At 71.6% G+C, this 21,530-nt stretch carries 22 protein-coding genes; 10 read left to right on the top strand and 12 right to left on the bottom strand.

Features of this window, described 5'->3' with window-relative positions; all coding sequences use genetic code 11:
• Positions 1-65: 65 nt before the first annotated feature.
• The 3 genes from OHS59_RS29250 to OHS59_RS29240 form a co-directional block, all read right to left on the bottom strand.
• Positions 66-560, bottom strand: a complete 495-nt coding sequence (locus OHS59_RS29250; RefSeq protein ID WP_328496332.1) for a nitroreductase family deazaflavin-dependent oxidoreductase — start codon at positions 558-560, stop codon at positions 66-68.
• Between the two features lie 142 nt (positions 561-702).
• Positions 703-1,545: an AfsR/SARP family transcriptional regulator gene (locus tag OHS59_RS29245; protein ID WP_328496331.1), complete on the bottom strand. Its 843-nt coding sequence runs from the start codon at positions 1,543-1,545 to the stop codon at positions 703-705.
• A 40-nt stretch (positions 1,546-1,585) separates the two neighbouring features.
• Positions 1,586-2,020, bottom strand: coding sequence for an ester cyclase (locus tag OHS59_RS29240; RefSeq protein WP_328496330.1), 435 nt, complete (start codon positions 2,018-2,020; stop codon positions 1,586-1,588).
• A gap of 290 nt (positions 2,021-2,310) precedes the next feature.
• Here OHS59_RS29240 and OHS59_RS29235 point away from each other — a divergent pair, with 290 nt between their 5' ends.
• Positions 2,311-3,171, top strand: a complete 861-nt coding sequence (locus OHS59_RS29235; RefSeq protein ID WP_328496329.1) for a class I SAM-dependent methyltransferase — start codon at positions 2,311-2,313, stop codon at positions 3,169-3,171.
• Between the two features lie 347 nt (positions 3,172-3,518).
• Here the strand turns inward: OHS59_RS29235 and OHS59_RS29230 are convergent, their stop codons facing one another.
• From OHS59_RS29230 to OHS59_RS29205, 6 genes are all read right to left on the bottom strand, one after another.
• Positions 3,519-4,616 (bottom strand): acyltransferase domain-containing protein, encoded by a 1,098-nt coding sequence (locus OHS59_RS29230; protein WP_328496328.1) that lies wholly within the window; start codon positions 4,614-4,616, stop codon positions 3,519-3,521.
• Positions 4,613-5,806 (bottom strand): ketoacyl-ACP synthase III family protein, encoded by a 1,194-nt coding sequence (locus OHS59_RS29225; protein ID WP_328496327.1) that lies wholly within the window; start codon positions 5,804-5,806, stop codon positions 4,613-4,615. Before OHS59_RS29225 ends, OHS59_RS29230 begins: the two co-directional genes overlap by 4 nt.
• Entirely contained in the window at positions 5,806-6,081 is a 276-nt protein-coding gene (locus OHS59_RS29220; RefSeq protein WP_189777335.1) for an acyl carrier protein, read from the bottom strand. Before OHS59_RS29220 ends, OHS59_RS29225 begins: the two co-directional genes overlap by 1 nt.
• A gap of 139 nt (positions 6,082-6,220) precedes the next feature.
• Positions 6,221-7,477 carry a ketosynthase chain-length factor gene (locus tag OHS59_RS29215; RefSeq protein ID WP_328496326.1) on the bottom strand — a complete coding sequence of 419 codons (1,257 nt, stop codon included), beginning with the start codon at positions 7,475-7,477 and terminating at the stop codon, positions 6,221-6,223.
• Complete coding sequence (locus OHS59_RS29210) at positions 7,474-8,745, bottom strand: beta-ketoacyl-[acyl-carrier-protein] synthase family protein (RefSeq protein ID WP_328496325.1); 1,272 nt, start codon at positions 8,743-8,745, stop codon at positions 7,474-7,476. Before OHS59_RS29210 ends, OHS59_RS29215 begins: the two co-directional genes overlap by 4 nt.
• A complete protein-coding gene (locus OHS59_RS29205; protein WP_328496324.1) occupies positions 8,742-9,155 on the bottom strand; it encodes an antibiotic biosynthesis monooxygenase family protein in 414 nt (137 codons plus the stop codon). The genes OHS59_RS29210 and OHS59_RS29205 overlap by 4 nt, the downstream gene beginning before the upstream one ends.
• 340 nt (positions 9,156-9,495) lie before the next feature.
• On the opposite strand from OHS59_RS29205, the gene OHS59_RS29200 reads away from it, so the two are divergent.
• The 6 genes from OHS59_RS29200 to OHS59_RS29175 are packed head-to-tail and all read left to right on the top strand — an operon-like array spanning position 9,496 to position 16,031.
• Positions 9,496-10,281, top strand: a complete 786-nt coding sequence (locus OHS59_RS29200; protein ID WP_328496323.1) for an SDR family NAD(P)-dependent oxidoreductase — start codon at positions 9,496-9,498, stop codon at positions 10,279-10,281.
• Positions 10,282-10,328: 47 nt separating this feature from the next.
• A complete protein-coding gene (locus OHS59_RS29195; protein WP_328496322.1) occupies positions 10,329-11,699 on the top strand; it encodes an SRPBCC family protein in 1,371 nt (456 codons plus the stop codon).
• Between the two features lie 52 nt (positions 11,700-11,751).
• Positions 11,752-13,074 (top strand): activator-dependent family glycosyltransferase, encoded by a 1,323-nt coding sequence (locus OHS59_RS29190; RefSeq protein ID WP_328496321.1) that lies wholly within the window; start codon positions 11,752-11,754, stop codon positions 13,072-13,074.
• Positions 13,075-13,692 carry a dTDP-4-dehydrorhamnose 3,5-epimerase family protein gene (locus OHS59_RS29185; protein ID WP_328496320.1) on the top strand — a complete coding sequence of 206 codons (618 nt, stop codon included), beginning with the start codon at positions 13,075-13,077 and terminating at the stop codon, positions 13,690-13,692.
• Entirely contained in the window at positions 13,680-14,627 is a 948-nt protein-coding gene (locus OHS59_RS29180; RefSeq protein WP_328496319.1) for an NAD-dependent epimerase/dehydratase family protein, read from the top strand. Before OHS59_RS29185 ends, OHS59_RS29180 begins: the two co-directional genes overlap by 13 nt.
• 51 nt (positions 14,628-14,678) lie before the next feature.
• Entirely contained in the window at positions 14,679-16,031 is a 1,353-nt protein-coding gene (locus tag OHS59_RS29175; protein ID WP_328496318.1) for an NDP-hexose 2,3-dehydratase family protein, read from the top strand.
• Positions 16,032-16,120: 89 nt separating this feature from the next.
• Here the strand turns inward: OHS59_RS29175 and OHS59_RS29170 are convergent, their stop codons facing one another.
• A complete protein-coding gene (locus OHS59_RS29170) occupies positions 16,121-17,230 on the bottom strand; it encodes a DegT/DnrJ/EryC1/StrS family aminotransferase (RefSeq protein ID WP_328496317.1) in 1,110 nt (369 codons plus the stop codon).
• Positions 17,231-17,438: 208 nt separating this feature from the next.
• On the opposite strand from OHS59_RS29170, the gene rfbA reads away from it, so the two are divergent.
• Positions 17,439-18,314 carry a glucose-1-phosphate thymidylyltransferase RfbA gene (rfbA, locus tag OHS59_RS29165; RefSeq protein WP_328496316.1) on the top strand — a complete coding sequence of 292 codons (876 nt, stop codon included), beginning with the start codon at positions 17,439-17,441 and terminating at the stop codon, positions 18,312-18,314.
• Between the two features lie 33 nt (positions 18,315-18,347).
• On the opposite strand, the gene OHS59_RS29160 is transcribed toward rfbA, so the two are convergent.
• Both OHS59_RS29160 and OHS59_RS29155 read right to left on the bottom strand, forming a co-directional pair.
• Positions 18,348-19,064: a class I SAM-dependent methyltransferase gene (locus tag OHS59_RS29160; protein WP_328496315.1), complete on the bottom strand. Its 717-nt coding sequence runs from the start codon at positions 19,062-19,064 to the stop codon at positions 18,348-18,350.
• A gap of 72 nt (positions 19,065-19,136) precedes the next feature.
• Entirely contained in the window at positions 19,137-19,931 is a 795-nt protein-coding gene (locus tag OHS59_RS29155; RefSeq protein ID WP_328496314.1) for a cyclase family protein, read from the bottom strand.
• 236 nt (positions 19,932-20,167) lie between these two features.
• Between OHS59_RS29155 and OHS59_RS29150 the strand changes: the two genes are divergently transcribed.
• Both OHS59_RS29150 and OHS59_RS29145 read left to right on the top strand, forming a co-directional pair.
• Positions 20,168-20,602: a nuclear transport factor 2 family protein gene (locus tag OHS59_RS29150; RefSeq protein ID WP_328496313.1), complete on the top strand. Its 435-nt coding sequence runs from the start codon at positions 20,168-20,170 to the stop codon at positions 20,600-20,602.
• 45 nt (positions 20,603-20,647) lie between these two features.
• Complete coding sequence (locus OHS59_RS29145; protein WP_328496312.1) at positions 20,648-21,508, top strand: SDR family NAD(P)-dependent oxidoreductase; 861 nt, start codon at positions 20,648-20,650, stop codon at positions 21,506-21,508.
• The last annotated feature ends 22 nt before the right edge of the window (positions 21,509-21,530 follow it).

The raw sequence follows: 21,530 nt of genomic DNA, 5'->3' as shown, positions 1-21,530 counted from the left end.
TTTCCTTTCCGTGCATGATCCGTGCGTGATTCGTACATGAAATTTCCGACGTGACCCGTCGGCGGTTACGTCTCGACGGGCTCCAGAATCACCACGGGAATGTCCCTGGTGGTCTTCTTCTGGTAACTCTTGTACTGCGGGAAAAGACCCGTCATGAGCTTCCAGAGATCCGGCTTCTCCTCCTCGGTCGCCGTACGGGCCCGCACGTCGAGATGCTCCTCACCGATCTGGACATGGGCGTCCGGCGAGGCGACGAGATTGAGATACCAGAGCGGATGCTCGGGCTTTCCGCCGTTCGATCCGACCACGATGACGTTCTCGCCGTCCCGGCCGTAGATCACCGCGGTGCGGCGCAGCTTTCCCGATTTCCGGCCGCGGGTGGTCAGGAGCAGGGTGTCGAGCCCGTACCACTTCGCCCCCTCCTTTCCGCCGCTGCGGTCGTAGCGGCGGATGTGCGCCGCGACCCAGCCCGTCGGACTGTCGATGGGTGACTCGTCGGGTTGCTCGTCCGGTTGCTCCGACCGCTCCTGCTGCTGCTCCGACTGGTGCTCCTCCGGCATGACCCCTCCGAACTAATCAAATTTGTCTAGATGCACCCTAGTCACGCCGGACCCAGCGACGCAATCAAATTTGAATACCGGTACGTCGTACGCGAACTGGTACCTCGTGTGCGAACCGGTACGTCGTGTGCGAACCGGTACGTCAGTAGGGGCGCGCGCCGCCGAAGGCGCTGGCCGGCACGGCGACCGGGGTCCGGCCCACCGCGAAGCGGGGCTCGAACTCGGTGTCCGCGTTCAGTACCGCGCGGTGCAGCCGCTGCACCTGGGGCCCCGGCTCCAGGCCGAGGCCCGCGACCAGCGCGCCCCGCAGGCGGTGGAAGACCTGCAGTGCCTGGGCCCTGCGGCCACTGAGGTGCAGGGCCCACATGTACTGCCCGTGCAGCCCCTCGTGCAGCGGATTCTCCACCGTGAGGGCCGCCAGCTCGGCCAGCACCTCGCGGTACATGCCGAGCCGCAGCTCCACGTCGACCAGGTACTCGAAGGCGGCGAGCCGGGACTCCTCCAGCTGCCGGCGCCTGCTCTCCAGCACCCGCCCGGCCGGTACGTCGACCAGCGCGGGGCCCCGCCACATCAGGAGCGCCTCGTTCAGGTCCCGCACCCCGGCCGCGTCGTCGCCGCGCACCAGGGCCTCCCGGCCGGAGGTCACCAGGCGGCGGTAGAGGTGCAGGTCGAGCGCGCCCGCCTCGGCGGCCAGCAGATATCCGCCCGCCCGGGTCACCAGGATGTCGCGGGCCACCTCGTCGGTGGTCAGCCCGGTGACCGCGGAGAACATCTTGCGCAGGTTCAGGATGTACGTCTGCAGCGTGGTCAGCCCGCTGACGGGCGGATCGTCGTCCCACAGGTCCCGCACCAGCGAGGGCACGGGCACCACCTGTCCCGTGTGGACGAGCAGCATCGCCAGTACGTTCCGCAGTTTCGGGGCACTCGGGGCGGTCGTCTCCCCGTTCACCCGGACGTACAGCGGCCCCAGCACACCGAATTCCATCGTGCTTCCCCCTAGTTTCCGCGCTTCGAGAAATCCGCCGTCACGGACGGCGGTGCTCCTTCTCCGGCCACGGCTCGCCGAGCTGGCGGTAGGTGCCCTGGTAGTCGGGCCAGTCGCGGTGGTGGTGGATCTTCCCGTCGACGAAGTGGAGGAGATGGATCTGCTCACCCGAGAAGAGCCGCCCGGTGGGGGCCATGCCGACCATCTCGCCGACGTGCCGCCCGTAGAGCACCAGCCGGGCGCGCACCCAGTCGCCGTTCTCCTCGATGGCCACCTCCTCCAGGCGCGCGTCCTCCGAGAACGTCCTCTTGACCCAGGCGACGTTGATCGCGAAAAGCTCCGGGCCACGCATCGAGGTGAATTCCAGAGTTCCCGGATTCATGTATTCCGGATGGATGTACTCGGCCACATCGTCCGTTTTACCGGTGTTGTACGCCTCCACCAGGCGCCGAACGCTCGCTATCTGGTCGCTCACGCTTTCTCCTCCTGAATCAACCTTGAATCGGCCTTGCAGCGGCCTTACAGCGATCTTGAATCGCTCTTTTCCCGCTCCTGGACCGGCCCTGAATCGGATCCGAACCGGTGCGGTGCGTGCCGGAATCAATTCTTAGGAGAGGACATCGCCGGGAACAAGGGCGGACCGGCCTCCCGGGGACTTCTTTTCGATTTGTCCAGCCGCAGTCCAGTGGCGCTCCAAGGCCTCTCCATCCGTGCCCGAGACAGGGCGGGAAAAGTGGTGCATCCACCGAGAGAGCGGGAGATTCAGTGGACACCTCCACGTACAAATCCGAAGTGGCGGCGGCCTTCAACAGCGCCGCGGCGTCCTACGACCGGCTCGGCGTGGAGTTCTTCACTCCGATGGGCCGGCGCCTGGTGGAACGCGCGGCCCCCGGTGAGGGCGCCCGGGTCCTCGACGTCGGCTGCGGCCGGGGGGCCTGTGTCTTCCCCGCGGCCGAGCGGGTGGGGCCGACGGGCCGTGTCGTGGGCATCGACGTCGCCGAGGCGATGATCGAGGAGGCCGCGAAGGAGGCCGCGCTGCGGGGCGCCGACACGGTCGATCTGCGCGTGATGGACGGGGAGCACCCCGACTTCGAACCGCGCTCCTTCGACGTCGTGCTGGGTAGCTACAGCGTCATCTTCCTGCCCGACGCGCCCGCGGCACTGGCCCGCTACGCGCCGCTGCTCTCCCCCGGCGGGCGGCTCGCCTTCACCAGCCCGGTGTTCAGCGAGGACACCTTCCCCTTCCTGCCGCCGGTGTTCACCGAACTCATCCCGCGCGAGCTGCTGCTGGACCTGCCGCCGCAGTGGCAGCCCGAGCGTCTCCAGCAGCGCTTCAACAGCTGGCTCGCGGACCCGGCCGACCTCGCCCGCACCCTGGAGAAGGCCGGCTTCCAGGACGTGTCGGTCGTCGACGAGCCCGTCCACCTGGTGGCCGAGTCGGGCCTGGCGTGGGTGGGCTGGTCCCACACGCAGGGCATGCGCCTGCTCTGGAACCACCTCTCGGACGACAAGCGCCGGCAGCTGCGGGAGCGGCTGATCACCTCGCTCGACGCGATGCGGGACGGGGACGGGCCGCTCACGATCGACACGCCCGTGCGCTACGTCACGGCGACCGTCCGCGCCTGACCACGGCCCGCGCCCCGGCCCTCGGCGCGCCCCGGCCTTCTCGGCGGCGGGCCGCGGCCGGGGCCGCACGAAGCCGACGCCCCTCCCCCGTGTTGCCGACCGGGGGCGGGGCGTCTGTTGTATGCGGTGCGGGGTGCGGGCCGTCGGGCCGTCGGGGCGGCGGCGGGGAGTGCGGGCCGCCGGACCGCCGGGCTGCGGTACGGGCCGCCAGGACGACGGCACGGTGTGCGGACCGTCAGGCCGACGGCCTGCGGTACAGGCCGCCAAGCCAACGCCGCAGGATGCGGACCGCCAGGCCAACGGCCTGCGGTACAGGCCGTCCAGGCGACGGCCTGCGGTGCGGGTCGTCAAGCCCTCGCCGCGCGATGCGGGTCGTCGAGGGCCGTGGTGGTGCGGCCGGTCGGGTGGCCCGGCGCCATGATGTGGCCCGCCACCCTACCGTCGTGGCTCGCCGCCGTGACGGCGTGGCCCGCCGCCGTGAGGCGCGCCGCGGCGTCCGCCACCGCGGCCCGGTCCGCCTCCGGTGGGCCCGGCCGGGCCGGCAGCAGTGACACCACGGCGCTGGTGCCCCGCCGCACGGCCGGGTGACGGCGGGCCACCTGGGACAGCCCCTGTCCAGGACCCACCTCCACCAGCAGATGGTCGCCCGTCGCCAACAGCCCTTCCAGCGCGGGCCAGAAGAGCACCGGCGCCACCGGCTGCCGTGCCCAGAAGGACGGGTCGTCGATGTCGGCCCGCGTCAACGGGGCGGCGGTGTAGGCGGAGTGGACCGGCGGGGAAGGCATGTGCCTGGCCACCGCGGCGAAGCGTTCGGCCGCGCCCCGGCAGGCGGGTTCCAGCATGGGGCTGTGGAAGGCGCTGAGCGAGGGAACCCGGCGGCAGACGAACCCGGCCTCCCCCAACGTGCGGCGGACCTTGTCCAGCGGGCCGTCCGGGCCGGCCAGGATCGTCTGGCGCGGGGCGTTGACCGCGCCGACGACCACGTCACCGCTCAGGTACGGCTCCACCTCTGCCGTGGACGCGGCGACCGCGAGCATGCCGCCGGGCGGGGCCTTCGCCAGCCGCCCGACCCGGTCGAGCACCAGTCCCGCCGCGTCCTTCGGACTGAACACCCCGGCCAGCACCGCCGAGGCCAGCTCCCCGATGCTGTGCCCGAGCAGGGCGGCCGGGCGCATGCCCCAGCTGAGCACCAGCCGGCCCAGCGCGTGGTCCACGGCGAAGAGCAGCGGCTGCGAGCGGGTGACGTGGTCCAGTTCCGTGGCGGGCCGTTCGGACAGCCAGTCCTCGCGCAGCGGACCGCCCTCGGGGCCCGCCGCGTCGAAGAACTCGTCCATCGCCGCGGTGAACACCGGCTCGTACCCGTAGAGGCCCGCGGCCATCCGCGGATGCTGGGAACCCTGGCCCGGCAGCAACAGGGCCACGGGCAGCGGACGTTCGGCGCTCATGCGGCGTCTCCTGCGGAGGTCGGGGGTGGTGCCGTGGATGTCGTGGCCGCCCAGTGAGGGCGTTCCAGCATTTCGACGACCGCGCAGGAGTAGGTGAACCCGGCGCCCACGCTCATCCACACGACGAGGTCCCCGGCGCCCAGGCTCCCGGAGCCGACCAGGTGGTCGAACCCGGCGATCTGGTCGCCGGCGCCGAGGTGCCCGATGCCGCGGCTCCACTCCCAGGTGGTGCGCTCCTCCGCGATCCCGAACCGGGCGAGGTGCCCGGCCCGCAGCCGCTTGCGGCCCAGGTGGGGAAGGACGAAGCGGTCGACGTCGGCGAGCGTGACGCCCGCGGCGGCGAGGGCCCGCTCGACGGCCAGGTCCTGCGCGGCCCCGCTCGCCGCGATCACCTGAGGCACCCGGTGGGTGGCGAGGAAGTCCTTCTTGCAGGCGTCCAGGTCGACGACCGGCCGGTGGCCGAACGGGGCGTGGCCGAACGGGTCGTCACCGCGGTGCATCCCCTCCAGCTCCGGCACGGAGACGGTGGCCAGGCCACGGATCCGGGCGAAGCCCTCCCGCGAGGACAGGACGAGGGCGGTGCCCCCGTCCCCGTAGAAGGTGCCCGAGTCGCTGCGCCAGCGGTCGAAGCCGGGCGGGCGGAAGGCGTCACCGGTCGTCAGCAGGACCCGCCGGTCGGGCTCCCCGGCCGCCGGCCCCGCCCGCAGGTGGTCGACCGCGAGCCCGAGCCCGGCCATGCCTCCGTTGGAGACCTGGCCGACCTCGATCGCGGGGCACTGGTTGCCGACGGCGGTGCGCTGGACGTACGAGGCGGGCGCCCACAGGTCGTGGCCCTGGTAGAAGAAGCTGGCGTGCAGGATCAGCGACACGTCGCCGGAGCCGGGAGCGACGGCTCCGGAGACATCGCCGGAGCCGGGAGCGCCGTCGGAGCCGGGCCGCCGGAAGCCGGACCGCTCAAGGGCGGTCCGGGCCGCGCGGGCCGCCATCTCGGGCGCCGGCTCGTCCTGCGCCACGGCCACCGACAGCATGCCGGTGGTCCTGGCCAGGGCCTCGTCGCACAGTCCGGCCGCGACGGCGTCCGCGACCGGGGTGCGGGGCGGCAGCCAGACCGCGCACCCCGCGATCCGGATGTCCGGCGCCGGGACCTCCGCGGCGGGAGCTCCCTGGGCGCCGGGGCCCGCCTCGGTCATCAGGCGGCCCCCGCCGCGGGCATACGGTCGGCGATCGCGGTGTTCACGGCGGCGACGAACGCCGCGGGGGTCAGCGCGTCGCCGAGAGTCTCCTCGGGCAGCGTGATCCCGTAGCCGCGCTCCACCCTGCTGATCGCCTCCATGAGGGCCAGCGAGTCGTAGCCGAGCAGGGCGAACTCCTGGTCCGCGGCGGCGCTCGACAGGTCGACGGCCTCCTCCTCGCCTGCGCACTCACGCATGATCTTGAACAGGTCGTCGGTGGTGAAAGCGGACATGACATTCTCCTTCGATGGGTGGTGGTGCGTGGGGTGGTGATGCGTGGGGTGGTGATGCGTGGGGTGATGGTGGGCGGGTCTCAGGCCGCCGACGGGCCGCGTACGACCAAGGCGCTGCGAGCCGCGTACGGCCAAGGCGCTACGGGCCGCGTACGACCATGGCGCTGTTGAAGCCCCCGCGGCCCCGCGCCAGTACCAGCGCGGCGTCCCCCGTGACGGGGCGGGGAGCACCGGTCACCAGGTCGATGTCGTGGCCCGTCGTCTCCTCGACGTGGACCGTCGGCGGGACCACGCCGTCCCGCAGGCCGAACAGGGCCGTGACCAGGTCCAGCGGTGCGGCGCCCGAGTAGAGGCGTCCCGTCATGGTCTTGGGGACCGTGACCGGTACACCGCCGGGCCCGAAGACCGCGGTCAGGGCCTGTGCCTCGACGCGGTCGGGTTCCGGTTCACCGGCGCCGTCCGCGAGGACGAACGCGATGTCCTCGGCGCGCAGACCGGCGTCGGCCAGCGCTCCCCGGACGGCCCGCTCCAGGTTGGACGGCCGGCCCGAGCCAGGGCGGGGGTCGAAGGTGGCGGCGTACCCGCTGATCTCCCCGTACACGCGCGCCCCGCGCTGCCGGGCCCGCTCCGCGTCCTCCAGGGTGAGGATCGCCCCGCCCTCGCCCGGCACATGCCCGTTGGCGGCGGCGTCGAAGGGCAGATAGGCGCGGGTCGGGTCCTCGCTCTCGCTGAGGATCCCGGCGGAGATCTGCGCGGCGAGGCCGTACGGACACAGCGAGGCGTCCATGCCGCCCGTCAGCATCAGCGGAGTGCCCTTGCGGATACGGCGCCTGGCCTGCGCGACCGCGTCGAGTCCGCCCGCCTGGTCGGTGACGAGGACTCCGGTGGGCCCGCGCAGATCGTGCCGGATGGACACCTGGCCCGAGTTGACCGCGTAGAACCAGGCGAAGGACATGTACGCGCTGACGTGCTTGGGGTCCTTGCCCCACAGGTGGCCCAGTTCGCGCTGGCCGAACTCGAACCCGCCGGAGGCGCTGGCGGTCACCACCCCGCGCTCGTCCGCGGGCAGGCTCTCGGCGCTCAGCCCGGCGTCCGCGAGCGCCCGGTCGGAGCCCGCGAGGGCGAACTGCGTGGTGCGGTCGGTCTGCGGCACGAGACGGCTGGGGACGTGGTCGCGCACCGAGAAGTCGGTGATCTCGCCGGCCAGCCGGGAGGGGTACGAGGAGGGGTCGAAGCGGGTGATGCGACCGATGCCGCTCTCCCCGCGCAGGGTCGCCGACCAGTACTCCTCGGCCCCGATCCCGTTGGGCGCGAGCACGCCTACTCCGGTGACCACGGCCCTGGCGGTCCCGGACGCCGTGGTCCTCGGCCCGGCGGTCATGGGCACGGTGGTCATGGGCGCCTGCCTTCCGATGCGGTGAGCACCATCGCGCTCTGGAAGCCGCCGAAGCCGCTGCCCACCGTCAGTACGGTGTCGGTGGGCTGGTCGCGGGCGGTCAACGGCACGTAGTCGAGGTCGAGTTGGGGGTCCGGCTCGTGCAGGCCCGCGGTGGGGGGTATCACGCCGTGCCGGATCACCAGGGCGGAGGCGGCGGCCTCGATGGAGCCGACCGCACCCAGCGAGTGGCCGATGACCGCCTTGATGGAGCTGACCGGGACCCGGTGGGCGTGCTCGCCCAGGCTGTGCTTGATGGCGGCCGTCTCGTGGATGTCGTTCTGCCGGGTGGCCGTACCGTGCGCGTTGACGTAGCCGACGGCCTCGCGGTCGATGCGGGCGTCGTCGAGCGCTCCGGTGATGGCGGCGGCCATCTCCAGGCCGTCGGGGCGCAGCCCGGTCATGTGGTGGGCGTTGGCGCGCGCGGCGAACCCGGCGATCTCGGCGTACACCTGCGCGCCGCGCCGCAGGGCCGACTCCCGCTCCTCCAGTACGAGGACCGCGGCGCCCTCGCCCAGGACGAAGCCGCTGCGGGTCCGGTCGAAGGGCCTGGAGGCGTGGTCCGGGGTGTCGTTGCGCGGCGAGGTGGCCTTGATGGCGTCGAAGCAGGCCACGGTGATCGGCGCGATGGGGGCGTCGCTGCCCCCGGCGATCATGATGTCGGCACTGCCCTCACGGATGAGTTCGACGGCGTGCCCGAGGGAGTCGAGGCCGGAGGTGCAGCCCGCCGAGACGAGTGCGGCCGGGCCCTCTGCGCCGGCCTCCCAGGCGACCTCCGCGGCCATCGAGCTGGGCACGAAGTAGTCGTACAGGTACGGGGTGCCCGCCGCGTGGTCGACCAGCCACTGCTTGCCGCCGTCGCTGCGCGCGACGTACTCCTCCTCCAGTTTCAGCGTGCAGCCGACGGCGGAGCCGAGGCTGACGCCGGTCCGGTGCGCGTTGCTCGCGTCGATCTCGACGCCGCTGTCGGCGATCGCCTCGCGGGCGGCGACCAGGGCGAACTGGGAGGCGCGGTCCAGCCGGGCGGTGTCCCGGGCCGAAAGGCCGTGACGGGCTCCGTCGAAGTCGCACTCGGCGGCCATCCGGGAGCGGAACGGCGCCGGGTCGAAGGCCGTGATGGTCCTGGTCGCGGAGACGCCGGAGACGATGCGTTCCCAGAAGGCCTTCGTGCCGATGCCGCCCGGGGCGATGACTCCGAGTCCGGTGATCACCACCCGTCGGGCGGTCATGTCCCGCTCCCCGCGACGGCCGGACCGTCGGCCACTGGACGCTCGGCCGCCGGACCGTCGAGCGCCGGGCCCTCGGGAGACGTACCGCCGTCGCGGCGCAGCCGTGCCAGATAGAGTTCCGGCCGACTTTCGCTCAGGGCGCGCAGCGCACCGGCGTGCGGCTGGAAGTCGGCGTGCGAGACGGCCGCGCGGAACGAGGCGGCGTCCCTCCACTCGGCGACGTTGACGTACTGGCCGGGCCGCTCCGCGTGCCGGGAGAGTGTGTGCCGGACGAAGCCCGGCTGCCGTGCCATGAACTCGGACGTCCGCGCGAACTCCTTCTCGAACACCTCGGGTTCGGCGTGCACGGTGAAGGTGTTCACGAAGGTCACGGCGCCGGCCTCCTTGGCGTCTGGCTCGTGATCCGTCATCAATGGCCTCCTCGTTCAACGGTGTTGCCCGGTATTGCCCGGTGTTGCCCGGTCTCTTTTTGACCCGTTCGTGTGACCCGGCATCGCTTGACATCGTGCGGTCGTTCGTGTCGTTCCAAGCTGCGTGCCTGGTCTCGCAGGCGGGTGGAAGGCCACTGGAGCCCGGGCCGGGCCGCGGGTCGAGCGCGATTCGAGCGGCCGCTGAAACCCTCGCAGTCGTCCGACACCCGTCGCGGACACCCACCACGGACATCCACCACGGGCATCCACCACGGGCATCCAGGACATCCACCACCGACACCCGTCGCAGACACCCCGCAGGGACCGCTGAGGAGCCGTCATGCCGCAAGGAGCAGAACGCGTCGCCATCGTCACCGGGGCCACCAGCGGCATCGGTCTCGCCGTGGCCCGGAGCCTGGCCGAGGGCGGTGCGCGGGTCTTCGTCTGCGCCCGCGACGGCGACCGGGTCGCCCACACCGTCAAGGAGTTGCGGGAGGCCGGCCTCGACGTCGACGGCGCCTCCTGCGACGTGAGAGACACCGCGCGGGTACGCGCCTTCGTCCAGGAGGCCAGGGACCGCTTCGGCCCCGTCGACGCCCTGGTGAACAACGCCGGCCGCAGCGGTGGCGGCCACACCGCGCAGATACCCGACGAGCTGTGGCTCGACGTGATCGAGACCAACCTCAACAGCGTCTTCCGGATGACCCGCGAGGTGCTCACGACCGGCGGGATGCTGGAGCAGGGCGCCGGACGGATCGTCAACATCGCCTCCACGGGCGGCAAGCAGGGCGTGGCACTGGGAGCGCCGTACTCGGCGTCGAAGCACGGCGTGGTCGGCTTCACCAAGGCCCTGGGCCTGGAGCTGGCGAAGAGCGGCATCACCGTCAACGCCGTCTGCCCCGGCTACGTCGAGACGCCGATGGCCGAGCGGGTGCGCCAGGGCTACGCCGGCGCCTGGGACATCACCGAGGACGAGGTGCTGGAGAAGTTCGAGGCGAAGATCCCCCTCGGCCGCTACTCCACGCCCGACGAGGTCGCCGGACTCGTCGGCTATCTGCTCTCCCCGACGGCCGCGTCGATCACCGCCCAGGCGATGAACGTCTGCGGCGGGCTCGGCAACTACTGACAGCGGGCCCGGCCGTGCGCGGCCGCGGCCGGACAGAGGGGATCAGCATGGCGCACGAGGTGCACACGACCGAGCACACGATCACGGTGGCCGCCGCCCCGGAGGCCGTCTTCGGCCTGGTGGAGCGGGCACAGGACTGGCCGTACGTCTTCCCGCCGAGCCTGCACGTGGAGTATCTGGAGCGGTCGGACGACGAGGAGCGGCTGCGGATCTGGGCCACCGCCAACGGCGAGGTCAAGTCCTGGACCTCGCGGCGGACCCTGGACCGCGACGGGCTGCGGATCCGCTTCCGTCAGGAGGTCTCCCAGGACCCCGTCGCCGCGATGGGCGGCGAGTGGATCGTCGAGGCGCTGCCCGGCGGCGGCAGCCGGGTCCGGCTTCTGCACGACTTCGAGGCGGTCGACGGCCTGGAGCGCAACGTCAGCTGGATCCTGGAGGCGATCGAGCGCAACAGCGGCGCCGAGCTGGCCGCGCTGGAGTCCGCCGCGCTGCGCGCCGGCACCGACGAGGCGCCGTACACCTTCGAGGACTCGGTGCGGATCGACGCCCCGGCCCAGGAGGTACGGGACTTCCTGCACGACGCGGGGCAGTGGCAGGAGCGGCTGCCGCACGTCGCCCGGGTGCTGCTGAAGGAGGACACCCCCGACGTCCAGCACCTGGAGATGGACACCCGCACGCCCGACGGTTCGACGCACACCACGGCCTCGGTACGGATCTGCCTGCCCGACGGGCGGATCGCGTACAAGCAGCTGCAGACCCCGGCCCTGATGTCCGTGCACACCGGGGAGTGGACGGTGCGGGAGATCCCGTCCGGCTGCGTGGCCGTCTCCCGGCACACCGTGGTCGTCAACGCGGCGGCCGTCACCGGCGTCCTCGGTGCCTCCGCGACCACCGCCGACGCCCGCACCTTCATCCGGGACGCGCTCGGCGGCAACAGCACGATCACCATGCGGCACGCCAAGGAGTACGCGGAGGGGCGGGCGAAGGCCGAACCGGTGCCGCCCGCCGAGTACGCCTCGATCCAGCGGTTCTACGCCCGGCAGATGCGGCTCCTCGACGAGGGCGAGGGAGACGCCTGGGCGGCCACCTTCACCGAGGACGGGACCTTCGACCAGAGCTCGTTCACCGAGCCGGTGCGCGGCCGGGCGGCGATCGCGGCGGCGGTGCGCAACCGGCCCGCGGCGCCCGCCGGCACGGTGCGCAGGCACTGGCTCGGCCTGCCGGCCGCCTGGCGGTTCCCGGACGGTTCGGTGCGCACGGGCTACGACGCCCTGGTCGTGTCCACCGCGGCGGGCGCCGCTCCGGAGATCCGGCTGAGCACCTCGTGCCAGGACGTCCTCGTCTCCGACGAGGACGGAGACGGCGACGGCGACGGCTGGCTGGTGAACCACCGGTACGTCGGCCACGACGGGCAGTGAAGCCCGCCGCCCCGGACAGTGCCGGCTCCACCACTCGCGAAAAGGGAGATCGATGAAGGTCCTGTTCACCACGTTCGCCGCCAAGTCCCATATGCATGCCCAGGTCCCGCTGGCCTGGGCCCTCCAGACCGCCGGTCACGAGGTCCGGATCGCCAGCCAGCCGGACCTGGCGGAGGACATCACCCGTACCGGACTGACCGCCGTGTGCGTCGGTGAGCCGCTGCTCCTGGAGGAGCAGATGCAGCGGGTCAACGAGGGCCTGGGCGACGACGCCGAGATCATGGAGAGCCAGGCGGAAGCCGGGATGGACATGACCGAGACCCGTCCCGAGATGCTGACCTGGGACCACGTCCTCGGGGTGTTCACCTCGATGACGGCGATGGCCTTCCAGAACTCCTGCCCGGAACGCATGATCGACGACCTGGTCGCGTTCAGCCGCGAGTGGCAGCCCGACCTGGTCGTCTGGGACACCCTGTCCTTCGCCGGACCGGTCGCCGCGAAGGTCACCGGCGCCGCCCACGCCCGGCTGCTGTTCGGGCTCGACCTGCTGGGCCGGATGCGCGAGACCTTCCTCGACCTCCAGGCGGAGCGGCTGCCCGAGCAGCGGGACGATCCGCTGCTCGAGTGGCTGACCTGGACGCTCGGCCGCTACGGCGCCGAGTTCGACGAGGAGGTGGCGGTCGGCCAGTGGACGATCGACCCGGTGCCGCCGTCGATGCGGTTCCCGGTGAAGCAGCCGTTCGTGCCGCTGCGGTACATCCCCTACAACGGTCAGGCCGTCATCCCGGACTGGCTGCACGAGCCGCCGAAGAAGCGCCGGATCTGTCTGACCCTCGGGGTGGCCCACCGCGAGGTGCTGGACGGCGACCGCGCCTCGATCGGCGAACTCGTCTCGGCGCTCGCGGAGCTGGACGTCGAGGTGGTCGCGACCCTCAACGAGAAGCAGCTCGCGGGGCTCGAACTCCCCGACAACGTGCGCGCCGTCGACTTCGTCCCCCTCAACGCGCTGCTGCCGACCTGCTCCGCGGTCATCCACCACGGCGGCTCCGGCACCTTCCAGACCGCGCTGGCGCACGGCGTGCCGCAGCTGATCGTGCCCGACATGGTCTGGGACACCATCCACAAGGCGAAGCAGCTGGAGAAGACCGGCGCGGGCCTGTACCTGCACGACGTCGACCACTACACCGCGCAGGACCTGCGCGACCACGTGCTGCGGCTGCTGGACGAGCCGTCGTTCGCACAGAACTGCGCGCGGATCCGCCGCGAGATGGTGGGCACGCCGAGCCCCAACGACGTCGTCCCGCTGCTGGAGAAGCTCGTGGCGGAACACCGCGCGGCCCCGGCCGCCGACGGCACCGTCCGGGGGGAGCTGTAGATGACCACCGCCGTGAGGTTCCGTGAACTCGCCGTGTCCGGCGCGTACGCCTTCAACCCGCCCGTCTTCGAGGACGACCGCGGCCTGTTCACCTCGCCGTACCAGGAACCGGCGTTCGTGGAGGCCCTGGGACATCCCCTCTTCCCCGTCGCGCAGTCCAACCACAGCAAGTCCAAGCGCGGCACCGTCCGGGGCATCCACTACACGGTCACCCCGCCGGGCGTCGCCAAGTACGTGTACTGCGCCCGCGGCCGTGCCATCGACATCGTGGTGGACATCCGCGTCGGCTCGCCCACCTTCGGCCGCTGGGACTCCTCCGTGCTCGACCAGGAGACCTTCAGCGCCATGTACTTCCCGGTCGGCGTCGGACACGCCTTCATCGCCCTGGAGGACGACACGGTGATGTCGTACATGCTCTCCGGGAGTTACGAGGCCCAGCACGAGCTGTCCCTGTCGCCGCTCGACCCGGCGCTCGGCCTGCCGATCCCGACGGACGTGGAGCCCCTGCTGTCCGCGCGGGACACGGCCGCGCCCCTGCTCGCCCAGGTGCGGGCGGAGGGCGGGCTGCCGGAGTACGACAAGTGCCGTCGGATCGAGGCCGCACTGTGGCGGCCCTGAGCGCCGGCCGGCCGCCGGCCGCGGGGTCCCGGGTCGCGGTGCTCGGGGCCACCGGCTGTGTCGGCCGCTGTGTGAGCGCCGCGCTGGCGCGCGAGGGGCACGAGGTGCTCGCCGTCGCCCGGCGCGGCGGACCCGCGGTGACGGGGCACGTCTTCGCCGGCCTGGACGTGGCGGCGGTCCCGCCCGCCGAGCTGGCGCGGCTGTTCACCCGGCACCGGGTGCGGACCGTGGTCAACGTGACGGGCGGCTGGGGCACGACCGAGGAGGAGATGCGGTACGCCCACATCACCCTGGTCGAGCGGCTGGTGAAGGCCGTGACGCTGATGGAGGAGCGGCCGCGGCTGATCCATGTCGGCTCCATCCACGAGTACGGTCCGGTGTCCGAGCCGCTCGCCATCGGCGAGGACCTCGATCCCCGGCCGGCCACGATGTACGCGCGCACCAAGCTGGCCGGCTCCGAACTGGTGCTGGACGCCACCCGGGCCGGCCGGGTGGACGGGCTGGTGCTGCGCGCGGTGAACGTGTGCGGCCCCCGCACCACCCGGGCCAGCTTCCTCGGGGCGGTCGTCGACCGGCTGCGGGCCGCGGACGCGAGCGACCCGGTGACGCTGCGGGTCGCGGACGCGCGGCGGGACTTCATCGACGTGCGCGACCTCGCCGAGGCCGTGGTCCTCGCCGTGACCTCGCCGGCCACCGGACGGGTCGTCAACATCGGTCGCGGGGAGGCCACCGCCATGCGTGAGCTGGTGGACCTGCTGGTCGCCGCCTCGGGGCTGCCGCCCGAGGCGCTGCGGGTCGAGGACGGGCCCATCGCCAGCAAGGGCGGCGGCTGGACCCTGGCCGACATCCGGCTGGCCGGCGAACTGCTCGGCTGGAAGCCGCGGATCCCGCTGGCCGAGGCGATGCGGGCGACGTGGGAGACGCCCGCCGACTGAGCCACCACGCCCGACGAGCCGCGTGTGCCCCACCCAAGACGAGGAGTTCAGATGGCCGATGTGACGGCCCGTATCGCCCGGTCGGCCGCGGCCGTGGAGAGCCCGCTGACCGATCTCGCCGGATTCGACGACTGGTTCGCCGAGTACGGGGAGCAGATCTACACGACGGCCGAGCGCATCCCGCTGGCGGCCCTCGACCAGTGGTACCAGACACCGGTCACCGGTGATCTGCGGCACCGCAGCGGCAAGTTCTTCACGGTCCACGGTCTGCGGGTGCACGACCCCGCCAACGCGGTGCCCTGGTGGGACCAGCCCATCATCGACCAGCCCGAGGTCGGCATCCTCGGCATCCTGATCAAGGAGTTCGACGGGGTTCCGCACTTCCTGATGCAGGCCAAGGCCGAACCGGGCAACCCGGGCGGACTGCAGCTCTCCCCCACCGTCCAGGCGACCCGCAGCAACTACACCGGCGTCCACAAGGGCAAGCCCGTGCCGTACGTGGACTACTTCCGGGACACCTCACGGCACCGGGTGCTCGCGGACGTCCGGCAGTCGGAGCAGGGTGCCTGGTTCTACCGCAAGCGCAACCGCAACATGGTGGTGGAGACGACCACCGAGGTGGAGGTCCTGGAGGGCTTCCGCTGGTTCACGCTGGGGCAGTTGTACCGGCTGCTGTCGCGCGACGACATCATCAACATGGACGCGCGAACCGTACTGGCCTGTCTGCCGCACGCCTCCCCGGCGGACGGCGCGCTGCACCGGACGACCGACGTGCTGAGCTGGATCGCCGGCGCCCGTTCGCTGGCCTCGGTGCACACCGAGCGGATCGCCCTCAACGCGCTCGACGAGTGGCGGCACGGCGAGATGGGCTACTCGCACGAGAGCGGCGGCTTCTTCGACGTCATCGGGGTCTCCGTGACGGCCGCGGGGCGCGAGGTCGGCACCTGGCGCCAGCCGATGATCGAGCCGCGCGGCACGGGCGTCATCGCCTTCCTGACCCGGGAGATCGGCGGGGTGCCGCACGTCCTGCTGCACGCCCGCACCGAGCCGGGCTACGCGGACGTGGTGGAACTGGCGCCGACCGTGCAGTGCGTGCCGGACAGTTACAGCTGGCTGCCGCCCGCCGCCCGGCCCCGCCACCTCGACGAGGTACTGGCCGCCGGGCCGGACCGTATCCGCTACGAGGCCGTGCTCTCCGAGGAGGGCGGCCGTTTCTTCCATGCCCGCAACCGCTATCTGATCGTGGACAGCGACGTCCCCGAGGATCCCGGCCACCCCGACTACCGCTGGCTGACCATGGACCAGCTGACGCAGTTGCTCCGGCACAGCCACTACCTCAACGTGCAGGCGCGGAGCCTGGTGGCGTGCTGGCGTGCCCTGGAGGCGGCCGGCTCCACCGGCTGACCCCTTCCGCACACCGAAGGCCCGGCGGGATCCCTCCGCCGGGCCTTCGGTGTGCGCGGGGCGGGCCGGGGCGGGCCCGCCGCACGGGTTCAGAGGCTGTCCAGCACGTCACGCACCGCGCTGATCACCTTGTCCTGGATGTCCGGCGCGAGGGCCGGATACATGGGCAACGAGAAGATCTGGCCCGCCAGTTCCTCGGTCACGGGCAGCGAGCCCGCGGGGTGGCCGAGGTGGGCGAACCCGGACATCGTGTGCACCGGCCAGGGATAGCTGATGTTGAGCTCGATGTCGTACGTCTTCAGGGCCTTGATGATGTCGTCGCGCCGGGGGTGGCGCACCGTGTAGACGTAGTAGACGTGCTCGTTGCCGGGGACGGTGTGCGGCAGCACCAGATCGGTGTCGCCGAGCCCCTCCTCGTAACGGCGGGCGACGGCCCGGCGCCCCTGGACGTAGGTGTCGAGGCGGCGCAGCTTGCGCCGCAGGATCTCGGCCTGCACCTCGTCGAGCCGGGAGTTGTGGCCCGGGGTGCCGACGACGTAGTACCGCTCCTCCATGCCGTAGTAGCGCAGCCGGCGCAGGGCCCGGTGGGCGTCGTCGCGGGAGGTCAGTACGGCGCCGCCGTCGCCGTAGGCGCCGAGGACCTTCGTCGGATAGAAGGAGAACGCGGCGGCGTCCCCGGTGGTGCCGGCCAGTCGTCCGTCGCGGCGGGCGCCGTGGGCCTGGGCGCAGTCCTCGACGAGGGACAGGCCGTGTTCGGCGGCCAGTCGCTCCAGTGGCGCGAGGTCCACGCACTGCCCGTAGAGGTGGACGGGGAGCAGGCACCGGGTCCTGGGCGTGAGGACGGCGGCCACCTGGTCGGTGTTCATGAGGTAGCTGTCCGGGTCGATGTCGACGAACACCGGGGTGGCGCCCACCGAGTCGATCGCGACCACCGTGGGGGCCGCGGTGTTGGACACGGTGACGACCTCGTCCCCCGGGCCGACGCCCAGCGACTGGAGGGCCAGCTTGATCGCGTTGGTGCCGTTGTCGACGCCGACGCAGTGCCCCGCGCCGTGATAGCCGGCGAACTCCTGCTCGAAGCCGCGAACACTGTCACCGAGGACGAGCTGCCCCGAGCTGAAGACCGTTTCCACGGCGTCCAGAATATCGGCGCGTTCGTTCTCGTATTCCTGCCGGTAGTCCCATACGAGAGTCGTCATCGAATTCGCTTCCCTCCCATTACTGACGCTATTGCCTTGCCGCAGGGCGTCACCTTCCCCTCGCAGCACATCACATTGCCGGTCCGGTCCACAACCCTTGTTTTCCCTCTATTACCGGTCGAATTTCCCTGGACCAGAGGCTTTTCTGCTTGCTGCCGAACGAATTCGGTCGTTAGCATGGGCAGAAATCGAGGACAGGGGCATACCCATGAAGGGGATTATTCTCGCCGGCGGTTCGGGAACAAGGCTCCATCCAATAACCGTTTCCGTGTCGAAGCAACTTCTCCCGGTCGGCGACAAGCCGATGATCTACTATCCGCTTTCGGTGCTGATGCTCGCGGACATCAGGGAGATCCTGCTCATCTGCACCGAGCGCGACCTGGACCAGTTCCGCCGCCTCCTCGGCGACGGTTCGCAGCTCGGCGTACGGATCGACTACGCGGTGCAGAACCGGCCGGCCGGTCTGGCCGAGGCCTTCGTCATCGGCGCCGACCACGTGGGCGACGACGACGTGGCCCTGGTGCTCGGCGACAACATCTTCCACGGCTACCACTTCTACGACATGCTCCAGAGCAACGTCAGGGACGTACAGGGCTGTGTGCTGTTCGGTTATCCCGTGGAGGACCCGGAGCGCTACGGGGTGGGCGAGACCGACGCGTCGGGGCGCCTGGTCTCCCTGGAGGAGAAGCCGGCCCGGCCGCGCTCCGACCTCGCCATCACCGGGCTCTACCTGTACGACAACGAAGTGGTGGACATCGCCAAGAACCTCCGCCCCTCGGCGCGCGGAGAACTGGAGATCACCGACGTCAACCGGAATTACCTGGCCCGCGGCCGGGCCCGTCTGGTCGACCTCGGCCGCGGTTTCGCCTGGCTCGACGCCGGAACTCCGGAATCCCTGCTCCAGGCCGCCCAGTATGTGCGGACCCTCGAAGAACGGCAGGGCGTGCGTATCGCCTGCGTCGAGGAGGTCGCACTCCGGATGGGATTCATCGACGCGGACAGCTGCTACCGGCTCGGCGAGAAGATGTCACAGTCGGGCTACGGCCAGTACGTGATGTCGGTGGCCCGCGAAATGGCGCCCTGAGAATTCCACCCCGCTGCCCACCCGGCCGCCGTCTCAGTTCTTCTCGCGTACACCGACGAAAAGGCCGCGGCCGGTGGGGCCGTCCTCCAGGAATTCCACGGAGCAGCCCGCGTCGGTGAACGCGGCGACGTACTCCTCCTTGGTGAACAGGTGCAGTACGTCGATCTCGGTGAACTGCTGGATGCCGGTGGCGTCCCCCACGGTGAAACGGACCTCCATACGGGTGGCCCGGCCCTTGCGGGTGGTGTGCGAGATCCGCGCGATGGTGCGGTGCTCCTCACGGGCCAGGTCACCCGCGACATAGCCCTCGATGAAGTTCTCGGGGAACCACCAGGGTTCGACGACCAGGACGCCGCCGGGCTCCAGGTGCTCGGCCATCGACCGGACGGCGGCCCGCATGTCGTCGAGGGTCTCCAGATATCCGATGGCGCAGAACATGCAGCTCACCGCGGTGTAGGTGCGGCCGAGCGAGAAGTCGCGCATGTCGCCCGGGTGCACGGTGGTGCCGGGCAGCCGCTGCTCGGCGAGCCGGCGCATCGGCTCCGCGATCTCCAGCCCCTCGGCGACCTCGAACAGCGAGCTGAACACGCTGAGATGGGCGCCCGTGCCACAGGCGACGTCGAGCAGCGAGTCGGCTCCCGGGCGGCGTTCGGTGATGAGCCGTGAGACGTCCGCGGCCTCCTCCCCCCAGTCCTTGCCCCGGCTGCGGTAGATGGCCTCGTACACGTCCGCGAGTTCCCGGCCGTACATGTCTGTCTCCTCCCGTTGTCGCCCTGCTGGGCGCGTGGTTCACCCGGCCGCGGTACTTCTACGCGGTACTTCTCACTCGTCTCGCTCGTCCTCGTCGAGCAGTGCCACCGCCCTCGCCCAGCCCGCGCCGGCGCCGGCGATCCGCACCGGGAAGCAGGCGAGACGGAAGCCGCGGGAGACGGGCAACTGCTCCAGCCCGGCGAGCCGTTCTATCTGGCAGTACTCCCGGTCCCGGCCGATCATGTGGGCGGGCCAGAGCACCGAGCGGTCGCCCGTCTCCCGGTAGCGGCCGATGATGTCGCCGAACGGGGCGTCCAGGCTGAACGCGTCCGTGCCGATCACCCGTACGCCCTGGTCGAGCAGCAGGTGCACGGCCGAACCGTCGAGCCCGGTGAAGTCCGTGAAGTACTTCTGCGTCCCCGACCACGCGTCGGCGCCGGTCCGCAGCAGCACGATGTCCATGGGCGAAAGGGTGTGGCCGATGCGGTCCAGCTCCCGCTGGAGCACGTCGGCGCCGACCGCGCCGGTGCCCTGGTCGCTCAGGTCGAGCACCACCGCGGGCCGGAAGAACCAGTCGAGCGGCATCTCGTCGATGTGCCGCGGCGGGCCGTCCCGGTAGGAGGCGCGTGTGCCGTAGTGCGAGGGCGCGTCGATGTGCGTCCCGGTGTGGGTCGTCAGCTGGAGCCGGTCGAGCGAGAGGAACTCGCCCTCGGGCAGTTCCGCCGGATCAAACTCGATCCCGAAGTGGTCCCGCATCTCCTCGCTCATGTGCGTGGCGGCCTCCTTCGGGCCGAGGACGTCGTGCACCACGGGATCGGGTTCGAAACCCGCCGCGTCCACGGGCGAGGACAGGTCGATGATGCGCACACGAGCCTCCCGGCGATGGGTCTCCGCAAGCGTTCCGCCGGCGTTCCTGCAGCCGGCCCGCCCATGCTCACCAGCACGGCTAGAGAAGCGTTGGAGCCCGGCTGAACACCCGCCGGTGCCGGGGCCTGTCCGGCGCTCGACCGATCCTGGAGGGCCCGCTGCCACCGTCGTGACCTCAGCCCCGGAAGCCGGGAACGCACCCGCCCGGTACACGGCAACGGCGGAAGGAACACGGCATGGCGGTACAGGCCCCGACGGCCCCGGCGGACGTATACGCCGAGGTGCAGCACTTCTACGCACGGCAGATGCGGGACCTGGACTCGGGCGAGGCCGAGACCTGGGCCGGCACCTTCACCGAGGACGGCGCCTTCAAGCCGCCCTCGCTCCCGGAGCCGGTACGCGGCCGTGCGGCCCTCACCGAGGGCGCCCGGCAGGCCGCCGCCGGTCTCGCGTCCGCCGGTGAGACACACCGCCACTACGTCGGCATGCTCACCGTCACCCCCGCGGACGACGGCTCGCTGACCGCCGAGAGCCTGGTCTCGATCGTCGCCGTTCCGCGAGGCGGCCCCGCCCGGCTGCACCTGGTGTGCGTCTGCCGGGACGTCCTCGTGCGCGAGGCGGGCGAACTGCTGGTCAAGGACAGGGTGGTGACCCGTGACGACCGGCCGTAGCGGGAGTCGACCGCGAATCGAGCGGCCCGGCCTACGGTCCCGGACATGAGCGCGACACCGCACATGAGCGCGACACCCGACATGAGCGCGGCACCCGGGACGAGCCCGGCACAGGACGCCGACACGGCACAGGACAGCGGCGCGGCACCGGACTCCACGGCGCCCCGGGGCGTGATCGTCACCGGCGGCGGGACCGGGATCGGGCGGGCCGTGGCCCACGCCTTCGCGGACCGCGGCGACCGGGTGCTCGTCGTGGGCCGTACGCCCGCGACCCTGGCCCGGACCGCCGAGGACCGTCCCGGCATCAGCGTCCTCGCCGCCGACCTCACCGACCCGGACACCCCGCGGGCCGTCACCGACGCGGCGCTGGACGCGATCGGCCGTATCGACGTGCTGGTCAACAACGCGGCCTCCGGCGGCTTCGCGTCCCTCGCGGAGACCAAGCGGGAAGCGGCCCGCGACCAGCTCGACACCAACCTCCTGGCCCCGTTGCTGCTCACCCGGCAGACCCTTGACGCCCTCGCGGCGAACGGCGGCGGAACCGTGCTGAACATCGGCTCGGCCGGCGCGCTGTACCGCCGTGCCTGGCCGGAGAACGGGGTCTACGGCGCCGCCAAGGCCGGCCTCGACTTCCTCACCCGGACCTGGGCGGTGGAACTCGCGCCCCGCGGCATCCGGGTGCTCGGCCTCGCCCCGGGCGTGATCGACACCGGTATCGGTGAACGGTCCGGCATGACGCCGGAGGCCTACGCGGGCTTCCTCCAGCACATCGCCACCGTCGTCCCGGCCGGCCGGGTCGGCCGCCCGGAGGACATCGCCTGGTGGGCCCTCCAGCTCACCGACCCGCGTGCCGCCTACGCGACCGGCGTGGTCCTCGCGGTCGACGGCGGCCTGTCCCTCACCTGACACACACCCCGCCCGCCCTGCC

The sequence above is a fragment of the Streptomyces sp. NBC_00414 genome (assembly GCF_036038375.1).
GTDB lineage: Bacteria > Actinomycetota > Actinomycetes > Streptomycetales > Streptomycetaceae > Streptomyces.
The sequence above is the reverse complement of the archived record's forward strand: the minus strand, read 5'-3'. Positions and strand labels throughout refer to the sequence as shown.